The 18,507-nt window shown below is 73.2% G+C and carries 16 protein-coding genes; 9 read left to right on the top strand and 7 right to left on the bottom strand.

Features of this window, described 5'->3' with window-relative positions; all coding sequences use genetic code 11:
* The first annotated feature begins 110 nt into the window (after positions 1–110).
* Positions 111–1,406 (top strand): pyridoxal phosphate-dependent aminotransferase, encoded by a 1,296-nt coding sequence (locus H9641_RS10915; protein WP_191803646.1) that lies wholly within the window; start codon positions 111–113, stop codon positions 1,404–1,406.
* 60 nt (positions 1,407–1,466) lie between these two features.
* Here the strand turns inward: H9641_RS10915 and H9641_RS10920 are convergent, their stop codons facing one another.
* From H9641_RS10920 to H9641_RS10935, 4 genes are all read right to left on the bottom strand, one after another.
* Positions 1,467–2,744: an LCP family protein gene (locus tag H9641_RS10920; protein WP_191803648.1), complete on the bottom strand. Its 1,278-nt coding sequence runs from the start codon at positions 2,742–2,744 to the stop codon at positions 1,467–1,469.
* 100 nt (positions 2,745–2,844) lie between these two features.
* On the bottom strand, positions 2,845–4,128 hold the full coding sequence (locus H9641_RS10925; protein WP_191803650.1) for a multidrug effflux MFS transporter: 1,284 nt from the start codon (positions 4,126–4,128) through the stop codon (positions 2,845–2,847).
* Positions 4,129–4,264: 136 nt separating this feature from the next.
* Positions 4,265–5,080, bottom strand: a complete 816-nt coding sequence (locus H9641_RS10930) for a hypothetical protein (protein ID WP_191803652.1) — start codon at positions 5,078–5,080, stop codon at positions 4,265–4,267.
* Positions 5,077–5,469, bottom strand: a complete 393-nt coding sequence (locus H9641_RS10935; protein WP_191803654.1) for a PadR family transcriptional regulator — start codon at positions 5,467–5,469, stop codon at positions 5,077–5,079. The genes H9641_RS10930 and H9641_RS10935 overlap by 4 nt, the downstream gene beginning before the upstream one ends.
* Before the next feature lie 128 nt (positions 5,470–5,597).
* Between H9641_RS10935 and H9641_RS10940 the strand changes: the two genes are divergently transcribed.
* Complete coding sequence (locus H9641_RS10940; protein WP_191803656.1) at positions 5,598–6,341, top strand: SOS response-associated peptidase; 744 nt, start codon at positions 5,598–5,600, stop codon at positions 6,339–6,341.
* Positions 6,342–6,427: 86 nt separating this feature from the next.
* On the opposite strand, the gene H9641_RS10945 is transcribed toward H9641_RS10940, so the two are convergent.
* Both H9641_RS10945 and H9641_RS10950 read right to left on the bottom strand, forming a co-directional pair.
* Positions 6,428–7,531 (bottom strand): adenylate/guanylate cyclase domain-containing protein, encoded by a 1,104-nt coding sequence (locus tag H9641_RS10945; protein ID WP_318244524.1) that lies wholly within the window; start codon positions 7,529–7,531, stop codon positions 6,428–6,430.
* A gap of 41 nt (positions 7,532–7,572) precedes the next feature.
* The gene (locus tag H9641_RS10950) at positions 7,573–8,547 is read right to left on the bottom strand and encodes a biotin--[acetyl-CoA-carboxylase] ligase (RefSeq protein ID WP_191803659.1); all 975 of its coding nucleotides are present in this window, start codon (positions 8,545–8,547) and stop codon (positions 7,573–7,575) included.
* A 180-nt stretch (positions 8,548–8,727) separates the two neighbouring features.
* On the opposite strand from H9641_RS10950, the gene H9641_RS10955 reads away from it, so the two are divergent.
* The 7 genes from H9641_RS10955 (at position 8,728) to H9641_RS10985 (ending at position 16,838) form a co-directional block, all read left to right on the top strand.
* Positions 8,728–10,347, top strand: coding sequence for an acyl-CoA carboxylase subunit beta (locus H9641_RS10955; RefSeq protein ID WP_056650398.1), 1,620 nt, complete (start codon positions 8,728–8,730; stop codon positions 10,345–10,347).
* Complete coding sequence (locus tag H9641_RS10960) at positions 10,344–11,009, top strand: hypothetical protein (RefSeq protein WP_318244525.1); 666 nt, start codon at positions 10,344–10,346, stop codon at positions 11,007–11,009. Before H9641_RS10955 ends, H9641_RS10960 begins: the two co-directional genes overlap by 4 nt.
* Entirely contained in the window at positions 11,006–11,272 is a 267-nt protein-coding gene (locus H9641_RS10965; protein ID WP_318244526.1) for an acyl-CoA carboxylase epsilon subunit, read from the top strand. Before H9641_RS10960 ends, H9641_RS10965 begins: the two co-directional genes overlap by 4 nt.
* Entirely contained in the window at positions 11,269–12,255 is a 987-nt protein-coding gene (locus H9641_RS10970) for a hypothetical protein (RefSeq protein WP_191803661.1), read from the top strand. The genes H9641_RS10965 and H9641_RS10970 overlap by 4 nt, the downstream gene beginning before the upstream one ends.
* Positions 12,256–12,307: 52 nt before the next feature.
* A complete protein-coding gene (locus H9641_RS10975) occupies positions 12,308–14,062 on the top strand; it encodes a DUF885 domain-containing protein (RefSeq protein WP_191803663.1) in 1,755 nt (584 codons plus the stop codon).
* The gene (locus H9641_RS10980; RefSeq protein WP_191803665.1) at positions 14,059–14,763 is read left to right on the top strand and encodes a Maf family protein; all 705 of its coding nucleotides are present in this window, start codon (positions 14,059–14,061) and stop codon (positions 14,761–14,763) included. The genes H9641_RS10975 and H9641_RS10980 overlap by 4 nt, the downstream gene beginning before the upstream one ends.
* A gap of 236 nt (positions 14,764–14,999) precedes the next feature.
* Positions 15,000–16,838 (top strand): acetyl/propionyl/methylcrotonyl-CoA carboxylase subunit alpha, encoded by a 1,839-nt coding sequence (locus tag H9641_RS10985; RefSeq protein WP_449866958.1) that lies wholly within the window; start codon positions 15,000–15,002, stop codon positions 16,836–16,838.
* A gap of 91 nt (positions 16,839–16,929) precedes the next feature.
* On the opposite strand, the gene H9641_RS10990 is transcribed toward H9641_RS10985, so the two are convergent.
* Entirely contained in the window at positions 16,930–18,366 is a 1,437-nt protein-coding gene (locus tag H9641_RS10990) for an MFS transporter (RefSeq protein WP_318244527.1), read from the bottom strand.
* Positions 18,367–18,507: the final 141 nt, after the last annotated feature.

Raw genomic sequence — 18,507 nt, forward strand, 5'->3', positions numbered from 1 at the left:
CTCGCTCGGGCGCCCGGAGCCCACCCGGCGCCCCGGCGCCGCGACGCGCCGACGCCTCACGGCGGCAGCACCAGCGCGCACCCGGCGCCGCCCGGCTTAGGGTCGTGGTCATGTCGACGCCCCACCCCGCAGCCTCGAACCCCCCGCAGCACCCCCGGTCCTCGCCCCAGGTCCCGGGCCGCTGGCGTGCGGCCGCGGCCGCCACGGGGCTCCTGCGCGCCGACGGCAGCGTCGCGTCCACGATCTTCGCCGAGATGACGAACCTCGCCGCGCGCACGGGCGCGATCAACCTGGGCCAGGGCTTCCCGGACGTCGACGGCCCGCACGCCATCAAGCAGGCCGCGATCCGCGCGATCGAGGACGGGTACAACCAGTACCCGCCGGGCACGGGAGTCCCCGAGCTGCGCCGGGCCGTCGCGGACCACCAGCGACGCCACTACGGCCTGGACCTGGACCCGGACACCGAGGTCCTGGTCACCACGGGGGCCACCGAGGCGCTCGCGGCCACCGTCCTGGCCCTCGCGGGCCCGGGCGACGAGGTCGTGACCCTGGAGCCCTTCTACGACTCCCACGCGGCCGTCATCGCGCTCGCGGGAGCCACGCACGTGACCGTGCCGCTCCACCCGACCCCGGACGGCTTCCGCCTCGACCCCGCCCAGGTGCGTGCCGCCGTCGGGCCGCGGACCCGGCTGGTCCTCGTCAACACGCCGCACAACCCGACCGGGACGGTCCTCACGCGCGCCGAGCTGCAGGTGGTCGCGGACGCGGCCCGCTCCGTGGACGCGATCGTCGTGACCGACGAGGTCTACGAGCACCTCGTGTACGACGACGCCGTGCACGTGCCCGTCGCGACCCTGCCGGGCATGGCCGAGCGCACGATCACCATCTCGTCGGCCGGCAAGACCTTCTCGTTCACGGGCTGGAAGATCGGCTGGCTGCACGGGCCGGCGCACCTCGTCGAGGCCGTACGGACCGTCAAGCAGTTCCTGACCTACACGTCGGGGTCACCGTTCCAGCCCGCGATCGCCCAGGCGCTCGCCGACGACGAGGCCCCGCGCGCGCTCGCGGCGTCCTTGCGCGACCGGCGGGACCTGCTGTGCGAGGGTCTCGTGGCGGCCGGGTTCGAGGTCGTCGTCCCGCGCGGGACGTACTTCGTGGTCGCGGACGGCGCCCCGCTGGGCTTCGACGACGGCGTCGAGCTGTGCCGCCGGCTCCCGGACCTCGCGGGCGTCGTGGGCGTGCCCGTGAGCGCGTTCTGCCGTGCGCCGGGCGCGCCGGGTGACGTCCCGGACAGCCCGACGACGGCGCGCGCCCTGGCCTCGCGCGTCCGCTTCACGTTCGTCAAGCGGGAGGACGTGCTCCGCGACGCGGTCGGTCGCCTCAGAGCGCTGCGCGACGGTCGCTAGACGCGCGACCCGCCCCCCTCGCGCGAGTGCCCCGAGCGGCGGCTCCCCGCGTGCGAGGTGTCAGCAGACGCCCGGCAACCGCTCCTCGACCACGGGAGGCGTGACCGGAGGAGCGACCTCGCCGGTGCCGGCCCCGGTGCCAGTGTCTGTCCCCGCCGCGGGGTCCGTCCCGGCCGCGGGGTCCGTGCCCTGGACCGCACCCGTGTCCGGCACCACGTCGGTGGGTGCAGGGGTCTCGTGCCCGGGAGGCGGTGCGTCGGCGGACATGCGGTCCCAGATCGCCTGGGCGTCCTTGGTCCACACGACACGGTTCTTGTCGGTGGGTGCCTCGACGACGGGCAGCTCGGTGAAGACGATCTCGTTCATGTCGAGATCCTTGAGCGAGAAGGCGAGACCGGCCAGAGAGTCGAGGCCCGCGAGCTCCGGGTTGGCGCTGATCGAGGAGAGCACAGCCTTGATGAGGGCGTAGAGCTGCGGGGTGTCGGTGATGATGTTCTTGGACAGGAGCTCACGCATCATCGAGTCCAGGAAGGCTTGCTGCCGGGCGATCCGGGCGAGGTCGCTCCCCATCTCGAGCCCCATGCCGGTGCCCTTGCGCGCACGCAGGAAGCTGATGGCCGTCCGCCCGTCGAGCACCTGCTCGCCTGCGGCGATGTTGAGGTCGCGCGAGTGCGGGCCCCCGACGACCGGCTCGGGGAAGCACATGCGTACTCCTCCGAGAGCGTCGACGACGCCGATGACGCCGGTCATCTTGACCACGACGTGGTCGGTGATCGTCAACCCGGTCAGCTCCTGCACGGTCGTGATCGTGCATGCCGCCGCGCCCACCATGTCGTCGACCCCGCCCGACCCGATCTCGAAGGCCGAGTTGAACATCGCGTCGTTCTGCTTGCGCGTGGTGCGGCCGTCCGAGAGGTTGCACGCCGGGATGTCGACGAGCGAGTCGCGCGGGATGGAGACGACCTCCATGCGCGTCCGGTCTCCGGAGACGTGCACCACGAACGTCGTGTCGGAACGCATGCCGTCCTCGGCCCCTGCGAGCTCTGCGTTCTCCTCGTCGCGGTAGTCGGTACCCATGACGAGGATGTTGAGAGCCTGACCCGCGTACGGGTCGTTCGGGTCGGCCGGCGGCTCAGGGGTGGAAGGCCCCTTGACGAGTGCCGACACGTCGCTCACTGTCACCGCGCTCTGGAAGTCGGCGTACATCGCGGCCGCGGCCGTCCCGGCGAAAGCCAGGCATCCGGTCGTGACCATTCCGACGACGCGAAGCGCCTTGTGCGTGCGCTGGGTGCGCGCGTGATGAGGGCCGCTCTTCGGGGCGGACTTCGGGCTGGGCATGGGAAGAGCCTAGAGGTACGGGAAGGGTGCGGCCTTCGCGCCGTGCAAAGGAAGTGTGAAGTGTCCCGTCGCCGCGGGGCGCGGGTCGGCTCCTCGACCGTCAGGTCGGCAGGTGCCAACCGCCCTTGCGGAAGGCCGGGGTGGCCAGCCCGAGCACCAGCAGGGAGGCCACCACCGCGGCGAGCATGACCGAGCTCATGGCCACCTCGTCGCCGCCGAGGACGCCCACGAGGGGGCTCACGAGGCCCGCGACGCCGGCCTGGAACGCCCCGATGACGGCCGCCGCGGTGCCCGCCCGCTCGCCGTGACGGGTCAGCGCCAGGGCAGACGCGTTGGCGGGGATGAGGCCCTGGAGCGAGAGCGTGAGCCAGAGCGCGACGAGGAGACCGATCAGCCCGCCCGCCCCGGTGAGCGCGACCACGAGCAGCCCCGCCGCGAACACCGACTGGAGGACGAGGGCCGTGCGCAGGATCCGGATGGGGGCGACCCTGCGCACGAGCGAGGCGTTCACCTGCGCCGAGATCACGAGACCGATCCCGTTGACCGCGAACAGCGCCGCGAACTGTCCGTGCGTGAGCCCGTAGCCCTCCTGGAGCACGAACGGGGACCCGACGACGTAGCTCATGAGGACCGCCTGGCCGAGCCCCGGGAGGACCGCGAGCGCGAGGAAGTGGCGGTCGCGCAGCAACGTCGCGTACCCGCGGAAGACGCTGCCCACTCCTCCGGTCTGGCGACGCTCGGTCTCGAGCGTCTCGGGCATGAAGCGCAGGACGATCAGGGCGAGGACCGCTCCGAGCACCGCGAGGACCCAGAACACCCAGCGCCACGTCCCGTGCGCGGCGATCAGCGAACCGAACGTGGGCGCCAGGAGCGGTGCGAGCCCGATCACGAGCATGAGTCGCGACAGGATGCGGGCCGCGTCCGACCCGGTGAACCGGTCGCGGATCACGGCGATCGAGACGACCTGCGCCGAGGCGTTGAAGAAGCCCTGGAGCACGCGCAGCGTGATGAGCCATCCGATGCCCGGCACGACGGCACAGAGGATCGAGGTGACGACGTGGAGCGCGAGGCCGATCACCACGGGCGCGCGTCGGCCGTAGCGGTCGGAGAGCGGTCCGACCACGAGCTGCCCGACGGCGCCGCCGAGGAGCATCCCCGCGAGGGTGAGCTGAGCCAGCGCAGGGCTCGCGTCGAGGTCGGTCGCGACGTCGGGCAGGAGCGGCAGGTACATGTCGACCGTGAAGGCCGGGAGCGCAGCGAGCGCACCGAGCAGGAGGACCCACTTGACCGTGGAGCGGCCCGACCTGCGTGCGGGGGTGCTGCGGACGGCGCCCGTGGAGGGCGCTTGCTGGGTCGGGGCGTTTCCTGCCGGCGGGTTGCTCACGGGAGCCAATCATAACGATTCGATGATTGCCCCGAGCCACCAGCGGCGGGTGCGGCGTGCGGAGTACGACACAGTGCTGCACCGCGCGGCTCCCCGTCCACGCGCCCACCCCGGCCGGCCGGGGCTGCCGCTGCGGTCAGCGCCCCGCCACGAGCCACGTCGCCCCGAGGGACGCGAGGGCGAGGAGCGGGAAGATCCACGTCACGCTCGCCGAGAGGAGCCGCTCGCCCGCGTCCTTCTCGACACGCTCCTCGTCGACGGCGCCGGCCGTCGGGACGGGCGAGAGGATCGGGTCCTCGAGCGTGCCCCGACGGGCCTGGACCAGGCTCCACGCGGTCCCCCCGACGAGCACGAGCGCCCCCACCACGGCCACGGGCCACGCCGGGAGCGTCACGAGCACGCCGTCCAGCAGGACGGCGCCCACGGCGAACGCCGTCATGAGTGCCGTCAGCACGACGAAGGACACGACGGGCCGGTCCAGGACGCGCCGGAGCGCCGCCGAGCTGTGCCGGTAGAAGACCAGGATCGCCACCTCGAACGCCACGAGCAGGGCGACCATCCCGAACGTCACCTCGACGCTCGGGGCCGCCCCGCCCTCACGTCGCGCCAGGACGATCGAGGCGACTCCCCAGCCGAGCACCAGCAGCCCGACGAACTGGGTGCCGACCGGCCCGAGGACCGCGACGGCGTCCCAGCGCCCCTCGCGCTGCGCCGGAAGGTCGAGGCTGCGCGCGTAGGTCACGGGGTCGCCGAAGGCTGCCACGGCCGGCTCCCCGCTCTCGGCGCAGTGCGACTCGACCTCGGCGAGGGCCGCGCCGAGCGCGTCCCCGGCCACGTCGAGCAGCCGCAGCTCGATCACGAAGGCCTCGGCCCACTTCTCGTCGACGTGCGGCGCGAGCCGTCGTTCGACCTCGTAGCGCGCAGCGGTCCGCCTCTCGCTCGTGCGGGTCATCGGGTCTCCTCGGTCTCGGTGGATCGTCGTACGGGTCCGTCGGTCTGCGCGTCGTCGGGGACGCCCCCGACGAGGTCGCGGGTCGTGCGGGTGAACGCGCCCCACAGCGCGGCGCGCTGTGCGAGCTCGGCGCTCCCCTCCGGGGTCAGGTCGTAGTACTTGCGCCCGGGTCCGCCGTCACCGGCCCGCCACTCGACGGTCACGAGCCCGCCGGTCTCGAGGCGCCCCAGCAGCGGGTAGAGCGTGCCGCCCTTGATCGCGCCGAGCCCGGCGTCGGCGAGACGCGCAGCGATCGCGTACCCGTAGGTGGGGCCGTCGGCGAGGATGCGCAGCACGCACACGTCGAGGACGCCGCGCAGCCATTCGCTGGGCCAGGTGTGCTCGGACATGACTAGATAGTGTCGCGAACTAGTCAGGCTGTCAATCTAGTTGGCGGCCATGCCCGACGGCGCCGCTCGCCCCACCGGCGATGCGGCGGCCGCGCGCAGCGTGGGTGGCCCGAGGCATCCTGGAAGACATGTGCGGACGCTATGCCTCCTTCCGGGACGCCCAGGACCTGGCCGACGAGTTCGCGATCGCCGACCTCGCCGACGACGCGCGCCTGCTGCCACCCTCCTGGAACGTCGCCCCGACAGACCCCGTGCGGATCGTGGTCGAGCGCGCGGCCAAGGGCACGGGCGAGGTCCGCCGGTCGCTGCGGGTCGCCCGGTGGGGCCTCGTGCCGAGCTGGGCCAAGGACCCGGGCGTCGGGGCACGCATGATCAACGCGCGCGCGGAGTCCCTCCTGGACAAGCCCGCCTTCGCCAAGCCGTTCGCGGCCAGGCGCTGCCTGGTGCCCGCCGACGGCTACTACGAGTGGCGCCGCATCGAGACTCCCCCGGCCCCTGGATCGACCGCCCGCAAGCCCAAGGTCAGCAAGCAGCCGTTCTTCATCCACCCCGACGGGTCGGCGGTCGCGGCGTTCGCGGGGCTCTACGAGTTCTGGCGCGACCGGACCAAGGCCGACGACGACCCGGACCGCTGGCTCGTGTCGACCACCATCGTGACGACCGCCGCCACGCCGGCGCTCGCGTCGATCCACGACCGCATGCCGCTGTCGCTCGCCCCGGACCTGTGGGACGCGTGGCTCGATCCGGCGGTCGGCAAGGACGAGGCCGCAGGCCTGCTGGCCGCCCCCGAGGTCCGCATGGCGGCGCAGGAGGTCGCACCGCTGGTCAACAGCGTGGCCAACAACGGCCCCGAGCTGGTCCTCGCGGTCTGAGACCCGGGACGGCGTTCCGGCGACGACGGGCTCGCACTGCAGCGCGGATCGGTCACCGGTCCGCGCCGCCAGGGCAGAAGGACGGGTCAGCCCTTGTACGCCCACTGGAGGCGCACGGGCTCGATCACCCCGAGGCCATGGACCTCGCGCTCGGGCTGGGCCGTCAGCGCGAACCGCGAGTCCCGCGAGAGCAGAGCGGCCGTCTCGCGGTCGATCAGCACGGTCGCGGGCTCGGCGATCTCGGTGAGCCGCGACGCGAGGTTGACCGACGGGCCGAACACGTCACCGAAGCGCGAGAGCACCCGTCCCCAGACGAGGCTGACCCGGACGGGTGGGACCTCGATCCCCTCGCCGGCCCGCTCGCCCTCCTCAGCGAGACCGAGCGCCACCTTGGCCCCCGTCGCGACGTCGTCGGCGACGTACAGGACCGCGTCGCCGATGGTCTTGACGACCCGACCACCCGCGGCGGTGATGACGTCGCGCGCCCGGGTCTCGAAGAGCTGGACGAACTCGGCGAGCTCGCTCGACCCCAGACCCGCCGTGCGCTTGGTGAACGACACGATGTCGGCGAACCCGACGGCCCGCGGGAGCGGCAGCGCCTGGGAGTCGGTGACGTCGCCCGCGCGCGCGTCGGAGAACTCGACCGTGAACCGCGCGGCGACGGCCGCGAGCTGGCGGCGCCAGGCGTGGCTCAGCTGGGTCTCCAGCACGGGCGCGAGGTCCGGGAGGCGGTCGAGCACGAGCAGCCGGGCGCTCGTGTCGTCGAGGTCGAACCGCTTGGTCATGTGCTCGACGAGCGCCTCGACCTGCCAGAGCACGAGCCGTTCGGTCGTGTGACCCATCGACCGGATGAGGGTCGTCAACGACCGGTCGTCGAACTGCTCGCGCTCGGCGACCGAGTAGATCTGCTCGAGGGCGACCGCGTCGTCCTCGGTGAACATCTGCTCCTGCTCCTCGGTGATCGGGAGCCCGAGCGCCTGCCAGTACGAGCGCACCTGCTTCTCCGTGAGCCCGGCCCGCTCCGCGAGCCCCTCGACCGTGAGGGCGCGGGGCCCACCCAGGAGGGCCGCGTCGACGTCTGCCTCGACGGTCGCGCGCTCGGGGACACCAGGGCTGCCCGCTCGACTCTCCTCGGCTGCCTTCGTCGTCTCGGTGGTCTCTTCGGCTACCTCAGGGATGTCGTGCGTCACAGACAGATCCTAGTTCAGCGCGGCCGTGCGCCCCGGCCCCGTCACCCGGCGGGCGCACCGACGGGGCCGCCGACGGGTCCCGAGGAGGCCGCCCCGCCGGTCCCCGTGGACGCCTCCGGGCCGGCTGTGGATCCCGAGCCCACGCGCAGGTGGTGCACGTCGCCGCTGTGCAGCGAACGGACCGTCCCGTCGTCGCCCTGGACGAGCAACGAACCGTCGGGGCCGAACCCGTAGGCCTTGCCCGTGACCTGTCCCCCGCCCGTGAGGTCGATGCGCACGTGCGCACCCAGCGTCCCGCTGACCTCGACGCACTCCGCGACGAGACCCGCGGCCTCGGCGTCGCCTCCCGCGTCCTGCCACCGACCGAGCGTCAGGGCGAACGACTCCTCGAGCGCCGTCAGCAGGACCTCGCGGTCGGTCGTGGCCGCCCCCGCCAGGGCGAGCGACGTGGCCGAGGCGACCGGGAGCTCGCCCTCGCCCTGCAGGACGTTGAGCCCGACGCCCACGATCGCTCCGCCGTCGGGCAGGAGCTCGCACAGGATGCCCGCGACCTTGCGGCGCGTCCCCCAGCCCTCGACCTCCTCCGCTGCCCCGCGGCCTCCGTCGGCCGCCGCGCCCGGCGCCGGGACGAGCACGTCGTTGGGCCACTTGACCACGGCCTCGACACCCGCGGTCGCGCGCAGGCACCGGACCGTCGCGAGGCCCGCGAGCAGCGGCAGCCAGCTCAGGCGCTCGCGCGGCACGTCGGGCCGGACCAGGAGCGAGCCCGTCAGCGCGGTCCGCGCGGGCGTCTCCCAGGTGCGCCCCGCACGGCCCCGCCCACCGACCTGGTGCTCGGCCACGAGCAGCGCGGGTGCAGGCCAGGCCCGCGGGTCCGCAGCCACGGCCGCGGCCAGCTCGGTGTTGGTCGAGACGGACTCCTCGACGACCTCGAGGCGCTCGAGCGGGCCGTGCGGGACCACGAGCAGGTCCCGCAGGAAGTCGGGGCGCAGCGCGGGGCGGTCGGCAGTCGTCATGCCCCCATCATGCACGGACGCGCCCGGGGGACGGCAGCACCACCCGCACGACGAACCGGCATCCCGCACGACGACGGGCACCGCCTCGCAACGGATTGTGGGAACCCTCCAACGCCGACGCGGACGCCGGTGCGATCTCCCGCACCCGCTTGGTCCCACCCACCAACTAGGCTCGTCTGCGTGAACGAACCTGTCGCCGGCACCACCCCGGCCCCCACCGGTCAGCTCATCGGCACCGCAGCGAAGCTCGCCGACCTCGACCGTCGGCGCGCCGAGGCGTCCGTCGCGCCCGAGGAGACGGCTCGCGCCAAGCAGCACGCCCGGAACAAGAAGACGGCCCGCGAGCGGATCGAGGCCCTGCTCGACGAGGGCAGCTTCGTCGAGCTCGACGCGTTCGCCAAGCACCGCTCGACCAACTTCGGGCTCGAGAAGAAGCGGCTCGCGGGCGACGGCGTGGTCGTGGGGCACGGGACGGTCGACGGCCGTCAGGTGTGCATCTACTCGCAGGACTTCACGGTCTTCGGCGGGAGCCTCGGCGAGGTGCACGGCCAGAAGATCACCAAGGTCCAGGACCTGGCGCTGCGCACGGGCGTACCGCTCATCGGGATCTCCGACGGCGGCGGCGCACGCATCCAGGAGGGCGTCGCGGCCCTGACGCAGTTCGCGGAGATCTTCCGCCGCAACGTCGCGGCCTCGGGCGTCATCCCGCAGATCTCGCTCATCCTCGGCCCGAGCGCGGGCGGGGCCGTGTACTCCCCGGCCCTGACCGACTTCATCGTCATGGCCGACCAGACGTCGAACATGTTCATCACGGGCCCCGACGTGATCCGTGCGGTCACGGGCGAGGACGTGGGCTTCGAGGAGCTCGGCGGGGCACGCACCCACAACGAGCGATCGGGCGTCGCGCACTACATGGGCACCGACGAGGACGACGCGATCGACTACGTGCGCCACCTCATCGGCTACCTGCCGCAGAACAACCTCTCGGACGCCCCCGGCTTCCCGCCCGAGGACACCGAGCTCGAGGTCACGGACGAGGACCTCGAGCTCGACACCCTGGTGCCCGACTCGGACTCGCAGCCGTACGACATGCGCACCGTGATCGAGCACGTCCTGGACGGCGGCGACTTCCTCGAGGTCCAGCCGCTGTTCGCGAAGAACGTGCTGATCGGGTTCGGGCACGTCGAGGGCCAGTCGGTCGGCGTCGTGGCCAACCAGCCCCTCGCGATGGCCGGGACGCTCGACATCGACGCGGCCGAGAAGGCCGCGCGGTTCGTGCGCACGTGCGACGCGTTCAACATCCCCGTCCTGACCCTCGTGGACGTCCCGGGCTTCCTGCCGGGCGTCGACCAGGAGCACCAGGGCATCATCCGTCGCGGCGCCAAGCTCATCTACGCGTACGCCGAGGCCACGGTCCCGCTCGTCACGCTCATCACCCGCAAGGCGTACGGTGGCGCGTACATCGTCATGGGCTCCAAGCAGCTCGGCGCCGACGTCAACCTGGCGTGGCCCACGGCCCAGATCGCCGTCATGGGCGCGGGCGGCGCGGTCAACATCCTCCAGCGCGGCACCCTCAAGGCCGCGGCGGACGCGGGGCTGGACGTCGACGCCGAGCGGGCCCGCCTGGTCGGGGAGTACGAGGAGGCCATCGTGAACCCCTGGGACGCGGCCGAGCGCGGCTACGTCGACGCGGTGATCCGTCCGTCGGAGACCCGCGTGCAGGTCGTGCGCGCGCTGCGCGCGCTGCGCACCAAGCGTGCGAGCCTGCCCCCCAAGAAGCACGGGAACATCCCGCTGTGACCGCGGGAACCCCAGCACCGCACGACGACGCGAACCACGAGACGAACCGCGAGGACGACATGCCCGACGAGCACACGAGCGACGGCCACGAGGGCCACGACCACCCGGACAACGGGCACGACAGCGTGTCGCACGGCGCCGAGCCGCTCGGCCCGGTCGACGAGGCGCCGCTGCACGCCGCGGTCGACGCCCTGGCCGCAGCCCTGCACGACTACATCGGCACCGCGGTGGGCGTGCGCTCCGAGTTCGGTGCGTCCGAGGCCGACGAGGACCCCCGTGTCCTTGCCCTCGAGGCGCGCATCAGCACGCTCAACGCCCAGGTCTACGACGCGCTGCACGGTTCGCTCGGCATGCACCCGGACCTCACCTCGCTCGTGTGGGCCTCGGACGAGGAGCTCGGCGCGGGCGGCGACGCGGACGCGCCCCCGGCGCCCGAGGTCGCAGAGCCCTTCTACCTGGGCTTCGTCGTGGGACCGGGCTCGACGCCCGACACCTCGCTCGACTCGGTCATCGACTTCCTCGACAACGCGGGCGAGCAGGTCGTCGCGGCCCTCGCCGAGGCCGGCTTCGACATCCCCGAGTGGGCGGCGTCGCGCGGCGAGGCCGCCGACTTCGAGGGGTACGGGGACGCGGCGGACGACCCGACGGACGGCAGCCTGTGAGCGGGACGCCCGAGGCGCCGTCGGGCCGTTCGCTGCGCGTCGTGCGCGGCGCGCCCGACGACATCGAGGTCGCGGCCCTCGTCGCGGGGCTCGCGGCGGCCGCAGCGGCCTCGCACGTGCCCGACGACGAGGCGCCCCTGTCCGAGTGGACCAACCGTGCGCGCGGCCTGCGCGGGACCGGGGCGGGCGCGACGGCCAAGAGCTTCGGCGGCCGCGCGGGTCGGCACAACGCCGACTCCTGGCGGTGGAGCCTGCAGTCATGAGCCAGACCACGACCGTCCTGGTCGAGCTCGCGGACGGCCCCGGGGCCGTCGAACGTCCGCTCACGGCCGACGGCAGCGGGCCCGCCCTGCCGCCGCTCCCGGCCCGCACCGGCTGGCGCCGGTGGGCGTGGATCGTCCCGACCGTCCCGACGGTCGCGCTCGTCGCCTACCAGCAGCTCGCCCCGTCGCAGGGCTGGCCCCTGCCAGCCGCGGTGCTGGGCGTCCTGACCGTCCTGCTCCTGCTCGTCGCGGTCCTCGCGCTCGCGCGGTACCTCGACGACCGCGAAGCGCAGCGCGAGACCCGCGCACGCGACGCCCTGCTCACGGCGGCCGAGCGCACCACGGGTTCGGTGCTCGTCGACGTCACGGCCGAGGCGGACCAGGTTCCCTCAGGATCCTCGCGCGAGCTGCCCGACGGCGCCACGCTCGTGAGCGGTCGGCTCACCTTCTCAGTCGACCACGTCCCCGTCCGGGCACCGTTCACGGTGCCCGTCCCCGCCGGGACGGAGGGCCCCCGCTCGGGCGACCCGGTGGCGGTCTGGTACCCGCGGGGTACGCAAGGGCGGCCGGCCGTCGTGCTCGTGCGCTACCAGCGCGCCTGGGCGGACGACCTGCTCGCCGCGATGCACCCGGAGCGGGCCGGTGGTGGGACCGGCGTCTCCGGGGTCGGGACGACCGACCCGGCGCCCGCCCGTGACGCCGAACCGTCCTCGGCGCCGACGAACCAGGACCTCCTCGATGCCCTCGGTCGGGCGGGCGCCGAGCACCCCCGCCTGGTCACCGAGCAGGTCGCGCCCACCGGGGCGTGGAGATCCGTGCGCGTCGAGCTCTCGCTCCCGGGCAGCACGCGGTCCGTCCTCGTCTTCGAGGACGCTGACGAGCTCGTGTACATCGGCCCGGACGGGGGCGGTGCGCAGTCGCTCGAGCTGACCGCCCCGTCGGCCGTGCTCGACCTGGCGGAACGACTCCTGCGCCAGGACTGATCATCCTCACGGACGACGACCCCTGCGGGTACCACGCAGTAACCTCTACCGGGTGACCTCACCCACCTCGCCGGCCGAGCCCGGCACCCCCACCGCCAGGACCCCCCGCACGCCCTCCGCGATCGACGCGATCGCCGACGCGTACGTGCTCACGGTCGCCGACCTGAACCCGCTCGCCGCCACGGCCATGGGCCTCACGGGCTACGACCACCGCATGACCGACCTGTCGCCCGCCGGGTACGAGGCCCTCGCGGCCGCGGACCGGGCCGTGCTGGCCGAGCTCGCGGACGCCGAGCCCGTCGACGACGTCGACCGGGTCACGCTCGCCGCGATGCGCGAGCGCGTCGGTCTCTCGCTCGAGCTGCACGAGGCCGGCGAGGACCTCGCGCTGCTCAACAACATCGCGTCCCCGCTGCAGGAGCTGCGCGACATCTTCGACATGATGCCCACGGGCACGGTCGAGGCGTGGGAGAACGTCGCGGCCCGTCTCGCGGCCCTGCCGGGAGCCATGGACGGGTACATCGCCTCGCTCACGGCCGGTGCCGCGCGCGGCAACGTCGCGGCGATCCGCCAGGTCCGCGAGGGCGTCAAGCAGGCCCGCGAGCTCGCGAACCCCGAGACGTCGTTCTTCGTCACGTTCGTCCGTGGCGAGGAGGCGTCGGCCGTGCTCGACGAGTCCGCGGCGTGCTCGCTCGTGCGCAAGGAGCTCGAGATCGGCGCGGCGGGTGCCGTGGCCGCCTACGGCAGGCTCGCCGACTTCCTGGAGGACGAGCTCGCACCCCAGGCCCCCACGGCCGACGGCGTGGGGCGCGAGCGCTACGCCCTCGCGTCGCGCAACTTCCTCGGCGCAGAGGTCGACCTCGAGGAGACCTACCAGTGGGGCCTCGAGGAGCTCGCGCGCGTCATCGCCGAGCAGGAGGCCGTCGCCGCCCAGATCGCCGGTCCGGGCGCCACGGTCGAGGAGGCCGTCGCGATCCTCGACGCGGACCCGAGCCGCAGGCTCGACGGCACGGACGCGCTGCGTGCGTGGATGCAGGAGACCTCGGACGCCGCGATCCAGGCCCTCGACGGCGTGCACTTCGACATCCCCACCCCGGTCCTGGACCTCGAGTGCATGATCGCCCCGACCCAGACCGGCGGGATCTACTACACGCCCCCGAGCGACGACTTCTCGCGCCCCGGGCGCATGTGGTGGTCCGTGCCGCCGGGCGTGACCGAGTTCAACACGTGGCGCGAGAAGACGACCGTCTACCACGAGGGCGTCCCGGGCCACCACCTGCAGTGCGGCCAGGCCGTCGCCGCGCGCGACACGCTCAACTCGTGGCGCCGCCTCGCGTGCTGGGTCTCGGGCCACGGCGAGGGCTGGGCCCTGTACGCCGAGCGCCTCATGGCCGACCTGGGCTACCTCGACGACCCGGGCGACCGGCTCGGGATGCTCGACGGCCAGCGCATGCGCGCGGCCCGCGTCGTGCTCGACATCGGCGTGCACCTCGGGCTCGACGCGCCCGAGGAGTGGCGCGGCGACTCCGAGGACCCGCGCTGGGACGCCGACAAGGCCTGGGAGTTCCTCAAGGCCAACGTCAACATGGACGAGTCGTTCGTGCGCTTCGAGCTCAACCGCTACCTCGGGTGGCCGGGGCAGGCCCCGTCCTACAAGGTCGGCCAGCGCCTGTGGGAGCAGACGCGCGACGCCGCCCGTGCGGCTGCGGAGGCCCGCGGTGAGGAGTTCGACGTCAAGGCGTTCCACGAGCGTGCCCTGAACCTGGGCTCGGTCGGCCTCGACGTGCTGCGCGGAGCCCTGCAGTGAGCGACACCAGCACCCCTGCACCCCGCCTGCTCCTGGCTTCGCAGTCCCCGGCCAGGCTCGCGACCCTGCGCTCGGCGGGCGTCACGCCCGAGGTCCGGGTCTCGGGGCTCGACGAGGACGCGGTCCTCGACGCCGCGACCGCACGGTTCGGTGCGCTCGACCCCGCCGACGCGGTGCTCGTCCTCGCCCAGGCGAAGGCCGAGGAGGTCGCCCAGGTGCTCACGCGCGAGGCGCGCGAGCGTGACGAGGCGAGCGACGCCGTCGGGCCCGAGGAGAGCGCACCGATCGTGGTCGGCTGCGACTCGATGCTCGAGCTCGCGGGCGAGGTGTACGGCAAGCCGAAGGACGCCGACGAGGCGACCGCCCGGTGGCGCGCGATGCGCGGCCGGTCCGGCGTGCTGCACACCGGGCACTGGCTCGTCGACCTGCGCGACCCGCAGGACGGCGGCAGCGGGGCGACGCTCGGCGCGACCAGCTCGACGACGATCCACTTTGCCGACGTGACCGACGCCGAGATCGCCGCGTACGTCGCGACGGGCGAGCCGCTCGCGGTCGCCGGCGCGTTCACGGTCGACGGCCTGGGCGGGGCGTTCGTCGAGAGCATCGAGGGCGACCACCACGGCGTGGTCGGCATCAGCCTGCCGCTCGTGCGCGAGCTGCTCGGCGAGATCGACGTGGCCTGGACCGACCTCTGGGCGTGAGCCGATGACGGCCCGCCTGCTCCGCTGCGCCGCGCCTTCGGGCGCCGGGCGGCAGAGCGGGCGGGCCGTCGGCTTGTCGAGGCCGCACAACGCAGGCCGACCCCGGGGCGGTTCGTCCCGCCGACCATGGAGGGTTCCTACAAACGACCCCGGTGTGCCTTGGCCTGATCTCCAATCTTGTCCGGTACCGGTGGTCGGAGCGTGAACCGAGGGCGCCCGACGCGTTACCGTGAGCCGTGCCCGTGAACTCAACGAACCCCGCGACCAGCCTGCCCAGACGACTGTCGAAGGTTCTCATCGCCAACCGCGGGGAGATCGCGGTCCGCATCGCCCGCGCCTGCGCCGACGCCTCGATCGCGTCGGTCGCCGTCTACGCGGACTCCGACCGCGAGGCCCTGCACGTGCGCCTCGCCGACGAGGCGTACGCGCTCGACGGCGCGCGCGCCGCCGACACCTACCTCGACGTCGCCAAGCTGCTCGACGTCGCACGCCGTGCGGGCGCCGACGCGGTGCACCCGGGCTACGGCTTCCTCGCCGAGAACGCCGGGTTCGCCCAGGCCGTGATCGACGCGGGCCTCGTCTGGATCGGCCCGCCCCCCTCCGCGATCGACGCGCTCGGCGACAAGGTGAGCGCCCGGCACATCGCGCACCGTGCGGGCGCTCCCCTGGTCCCCGGCACCCCGGACCCTGTCGCCGACGCGACCGAGGTCCACGCGTTCGCCGCCGAGCACGGCCTGCCGATCGCGATCAAGGCGGCCTTCGGCGGCGGCGGGCGCGGGCTCAAGGTCGCGCGCACGGTCGACGAGATCGACGAGATGTTCGACTCCGCGGTCCGCGAGGCCACCGCGGCGTTCGGTCGCGGCGAGTGCTTCGTCGAGCGGTACCTGGACACCCCGCGCCACGTCGAGACCCAGTGCCTGGCCGACGAGCACGGCACGGTCGTGGTCGTCTCGACGCGCGACTGCTCGCTCCAGCGCCGCCACCAGAAGCTCGTCGAGGAGGCCCCCGCGCCGTTCCTGACCGACGAGCAGCAGGCCGAGCTCTACAAGGCCTCCGAGGCGATCCTGCGCGAGGCCGGGTACGTCGGCGCCGGGACCTGCGAGTTCCTCGTGGGCGCCGACGGCACCATCTCGTTCCTCGAGGTCAACACGCGCCTGCAGGTCGAGCACCCGGTCTCCGAGGAGGTCACGGGCATCGACCTGGTGCGCGAGCAGCTGCGCATCGCGGCGGGAGAGCCGCTCGGCTACTCGCAGGTGACCACGCGCGGGCACTCGCTCGAGTTCCGCATCAACGGCGAGGACCCGGCCGCGAACTTCCTGCCGGCCCCGGGCCGTATCACGCGCCTGCACTTCCCCAGCGGACCGGGCGTGCGCGTCGACAGCGGCGTGAGCGAGGGCGACGTCATCTCCGGCGCGTTCGACTCGATGATCGCCAAGGTCATCGTGACCGGTGCCACGCGACTCGAGGCCGTCCAGCGAGCACGTCGCGCGCTGCGCGAGATGGTCGTCGAGGGCATCCCGACGGTCGTCCCGTTCCACCGCGCCGTGCTGGACTCCGAGGACTTCGTCCCCGCCGACGACTCGGCGTTCCGCGTGCACACGCGCTGGATCGAGACGACGTTCGCCGACGAGCTGACCAAGCTCGCGCCCGCCACGCCCGCCCAGACTCCTGCCGAGGAGGACGAAGCGCCCGCGACCGAGCGGGTGGTCGTCGAGGTCGGCGGCAAGCGCCTCGAGGTCGTCCTCCCCGCGGGGCTCGGCATGGCGGCGGGCCGCGCCCGCTCGGCCAACGCGGCCCGGCGCCCCGCGCGTCGCTCGGCGACCAAGGCGGGCTCGAGCAACGGCACGACGCTGGCCTCGCCCATGCAGGGCACGATCGTCAAGGTCGCGGTCTCCGAGGGCGCCGTGGTCGCCGAGGGCGACCTCATCGTGGTGCTCGAGGCCATGAAGATGGAGCAGCCCCTCGTCGCGCACCGTGCGGGCCGCGTCACGGGCCTGACCGCCGGGGTCGGCGCGAGCGTGAGCTCGGGCACCTCGATCTGCGAGATCACCGACGTCGCCGAGGCGTCCGCCTGACGCTTCTTCGCTGAGACGCCGACGGGGTTCGGCCGGCACGCTCTTCGGAGCGTGCCGGCCGAACCCCGTCGGCGTCCTTGCCGTCCGGTCCTCAGACCGTGACGGACGTGTGCTCGTCCGCCGCGCGCATGGCCCGGCGGCCCGAGGGCACGAGCACGGCGACCGCGATCACGACGAACATGAGCGCGCCCGACACGATCAGGAGCGACTCGACCGAGTACCGGTCCGCGAGCGGGCCGAACACGACCATGCCGATCGGCATCGCGAGCGCCATCACGATCCCGACGAACCCGAAGACCCTCCCCTGCCGGTCGGGCTCGACCGTCTCCTGCAGGACCGTCATCGAGGTCGTGGCGAAGGCGGGCACGGCGACGCCGAGCAGGAACATGAACGTGAAGAAGACCCACATGTTCGTCGACAGGCCCAGGCCGACCGAGAGCACGCCGAACACGAACGTCGCGCCCACGATCATCGCGACCCGGTTCTTGAGCCCGCCCCAGGTGGCGAGCAGCACGCCGCCGACGATCGCGCCGAACGAGAACGCGAGCTCGTTGGCCGTGAGCTTCCAGACCTCCTCGCCGAACGTCCGCACGACCATGAGCGGCGTGAGGTAGGACGGGGCCACGATCAGCAGGAACACGACCGCGTAGAGGCCCAGGACCCAGCGCACGAAGGTGTGGCCGCGCAGGTAGCGCAGGCCGCCCACGAGGTCGTCGAAGTACCCGACCTTCTCGCCCGCCGCCAGGTCGGCGCGCAGCACCTTGGTCACGGGGATCAGCGCCAGGAGGCCGATCCCGATCGCGGCAGTGACGACGTCGACGAAGAAGATCGCGACGATCGAGGCGCTCGCGTAGACGCCCGCCGCGACCGCGGGGGCGAGCAACGTCATGGCCGACTGGATCGACCCGTTGATGCCGTTGACCCGCATGAGCTTGCTCACCGGGACGAGCTGCGGGAGGAGCGAGGACACCGCGGGCATCTGGATCCCCGCGCCGACCGAGCGGATCGCGAGGGCGGCGTAGATGAACCACAGGTCGTCGCTGCCCGAGAGCATGAGCAGCGCGAGCGCCAGGGTCGTGACCGCGATCGAGGCGTCGGCCGCGATGATGAGGAACTTGCGGTTGAGCCGGTCCGCCCAGACCCCGCCGAAGATCGACACGACCGCCTGCGGCAGGAAGCCGAACACCGCGGCCAGGGCGAGCACACCACCGGACTTGGTCTCGAGGGTCAGGTGCCACATGATCGCGTACTGCACGAGCATCGACCCGAACAGGGAGACGGTCTGCCCGCCCAGGAAGATCGTGGCGTCACGGCGCCAGCGCGGCTTGTCGGCCTCGTCGTCCGTCGGGGTCGCTCCGGACGGGCCGGCGGGGTCAGCCTGGTCCGCGGGCTCGAGCTGCCCCGCGGGACCGTAGGGAGCAGCCGCAGGATCGGCCGGCTCAAAGGGGTACGAGGTACTGGCGTCGGCGCCTGTCGAGGCATCCTCTGCGGTCGGGTCGGACACGATGTTCGGCTCGGGATGACTCACCCGTCCATGGTGCGGGGCGCGCGGCCGCGCGTCCACCGAATTCGGGCCCGTCGCCCCGTCCGCAGACGAGTCGTCCGACACGCGCGCTGTCCCTGCCCGGACCGCTCCCCGGAGTCGCACGGCCGTCTCCGCGCCCGGTTC

The sequence above is a fragment of the Oerskovia merdavium genome (genome assembly GCF_014836755.1).
Lineage (GTDB): Bacteria > Actinomycetota > Actinomycetes > Actinomycetales > Cellulomonadaceae > Oerskovia > Oerskovia merdavium.

What these genes read in the sequence shown, in the direction of transcription:
- H9641_RS10970 (WP_191803661.1), top strand. Translation starts at nt 11,269, where the DNA reads ATGAGCCAGACCACGACCGTCCTGGTCGAGCTCGCGGACGGCCCCGGG.
- H9641_RS10935 (WP_191803654.1), bottom strand. Translation starts at nt 5,469, where the DNA reads ATGTCCGAGCACACCTGGCCCAGCGAATGGCTGCGCGGCGTCCTCGAC.
- H9641_RS10950 (WP_191803659.1), bottom strand. Translation starts at nt 8,547, where the DNA reads ATGACGACTGCCGACCGCCCCGCGCTGCGCCCCGACTTCCTGCGGGAC.
- H9641_RS10920 (WP_191803648.1), bottom strand. Translation starts at nt 2,744, where the DNA reads ATGCCCAGCCCGAAGTCCGCCCCGAAGAGCGGCCCTCATCACGCGCGC.
- H9641_RS10930 (WP_191803652.1), bottom strand. Translation starts at nt 5,080, where the DNA reads ATGACCCGCACGAGCGAGAGGCGGACCGCTGCGCGCTACGAGGTCGAA.
- H9641_RS10915 (WP_191803646.1), top strand. Translation starts at nt 111, where the DNA reads ATGTCGACGCCCCACCCCGCAGCCTCGAACCCCCCGCAGCACCCCCGG.
- H9641_RS10940 (WP_191803656.1), top strand. Translation starts at nt 5,598, where the DNA reads ATGTGCGGACGCTATGCCTCCTTCCGGGACGCCCAGGACCTGGCCGAC.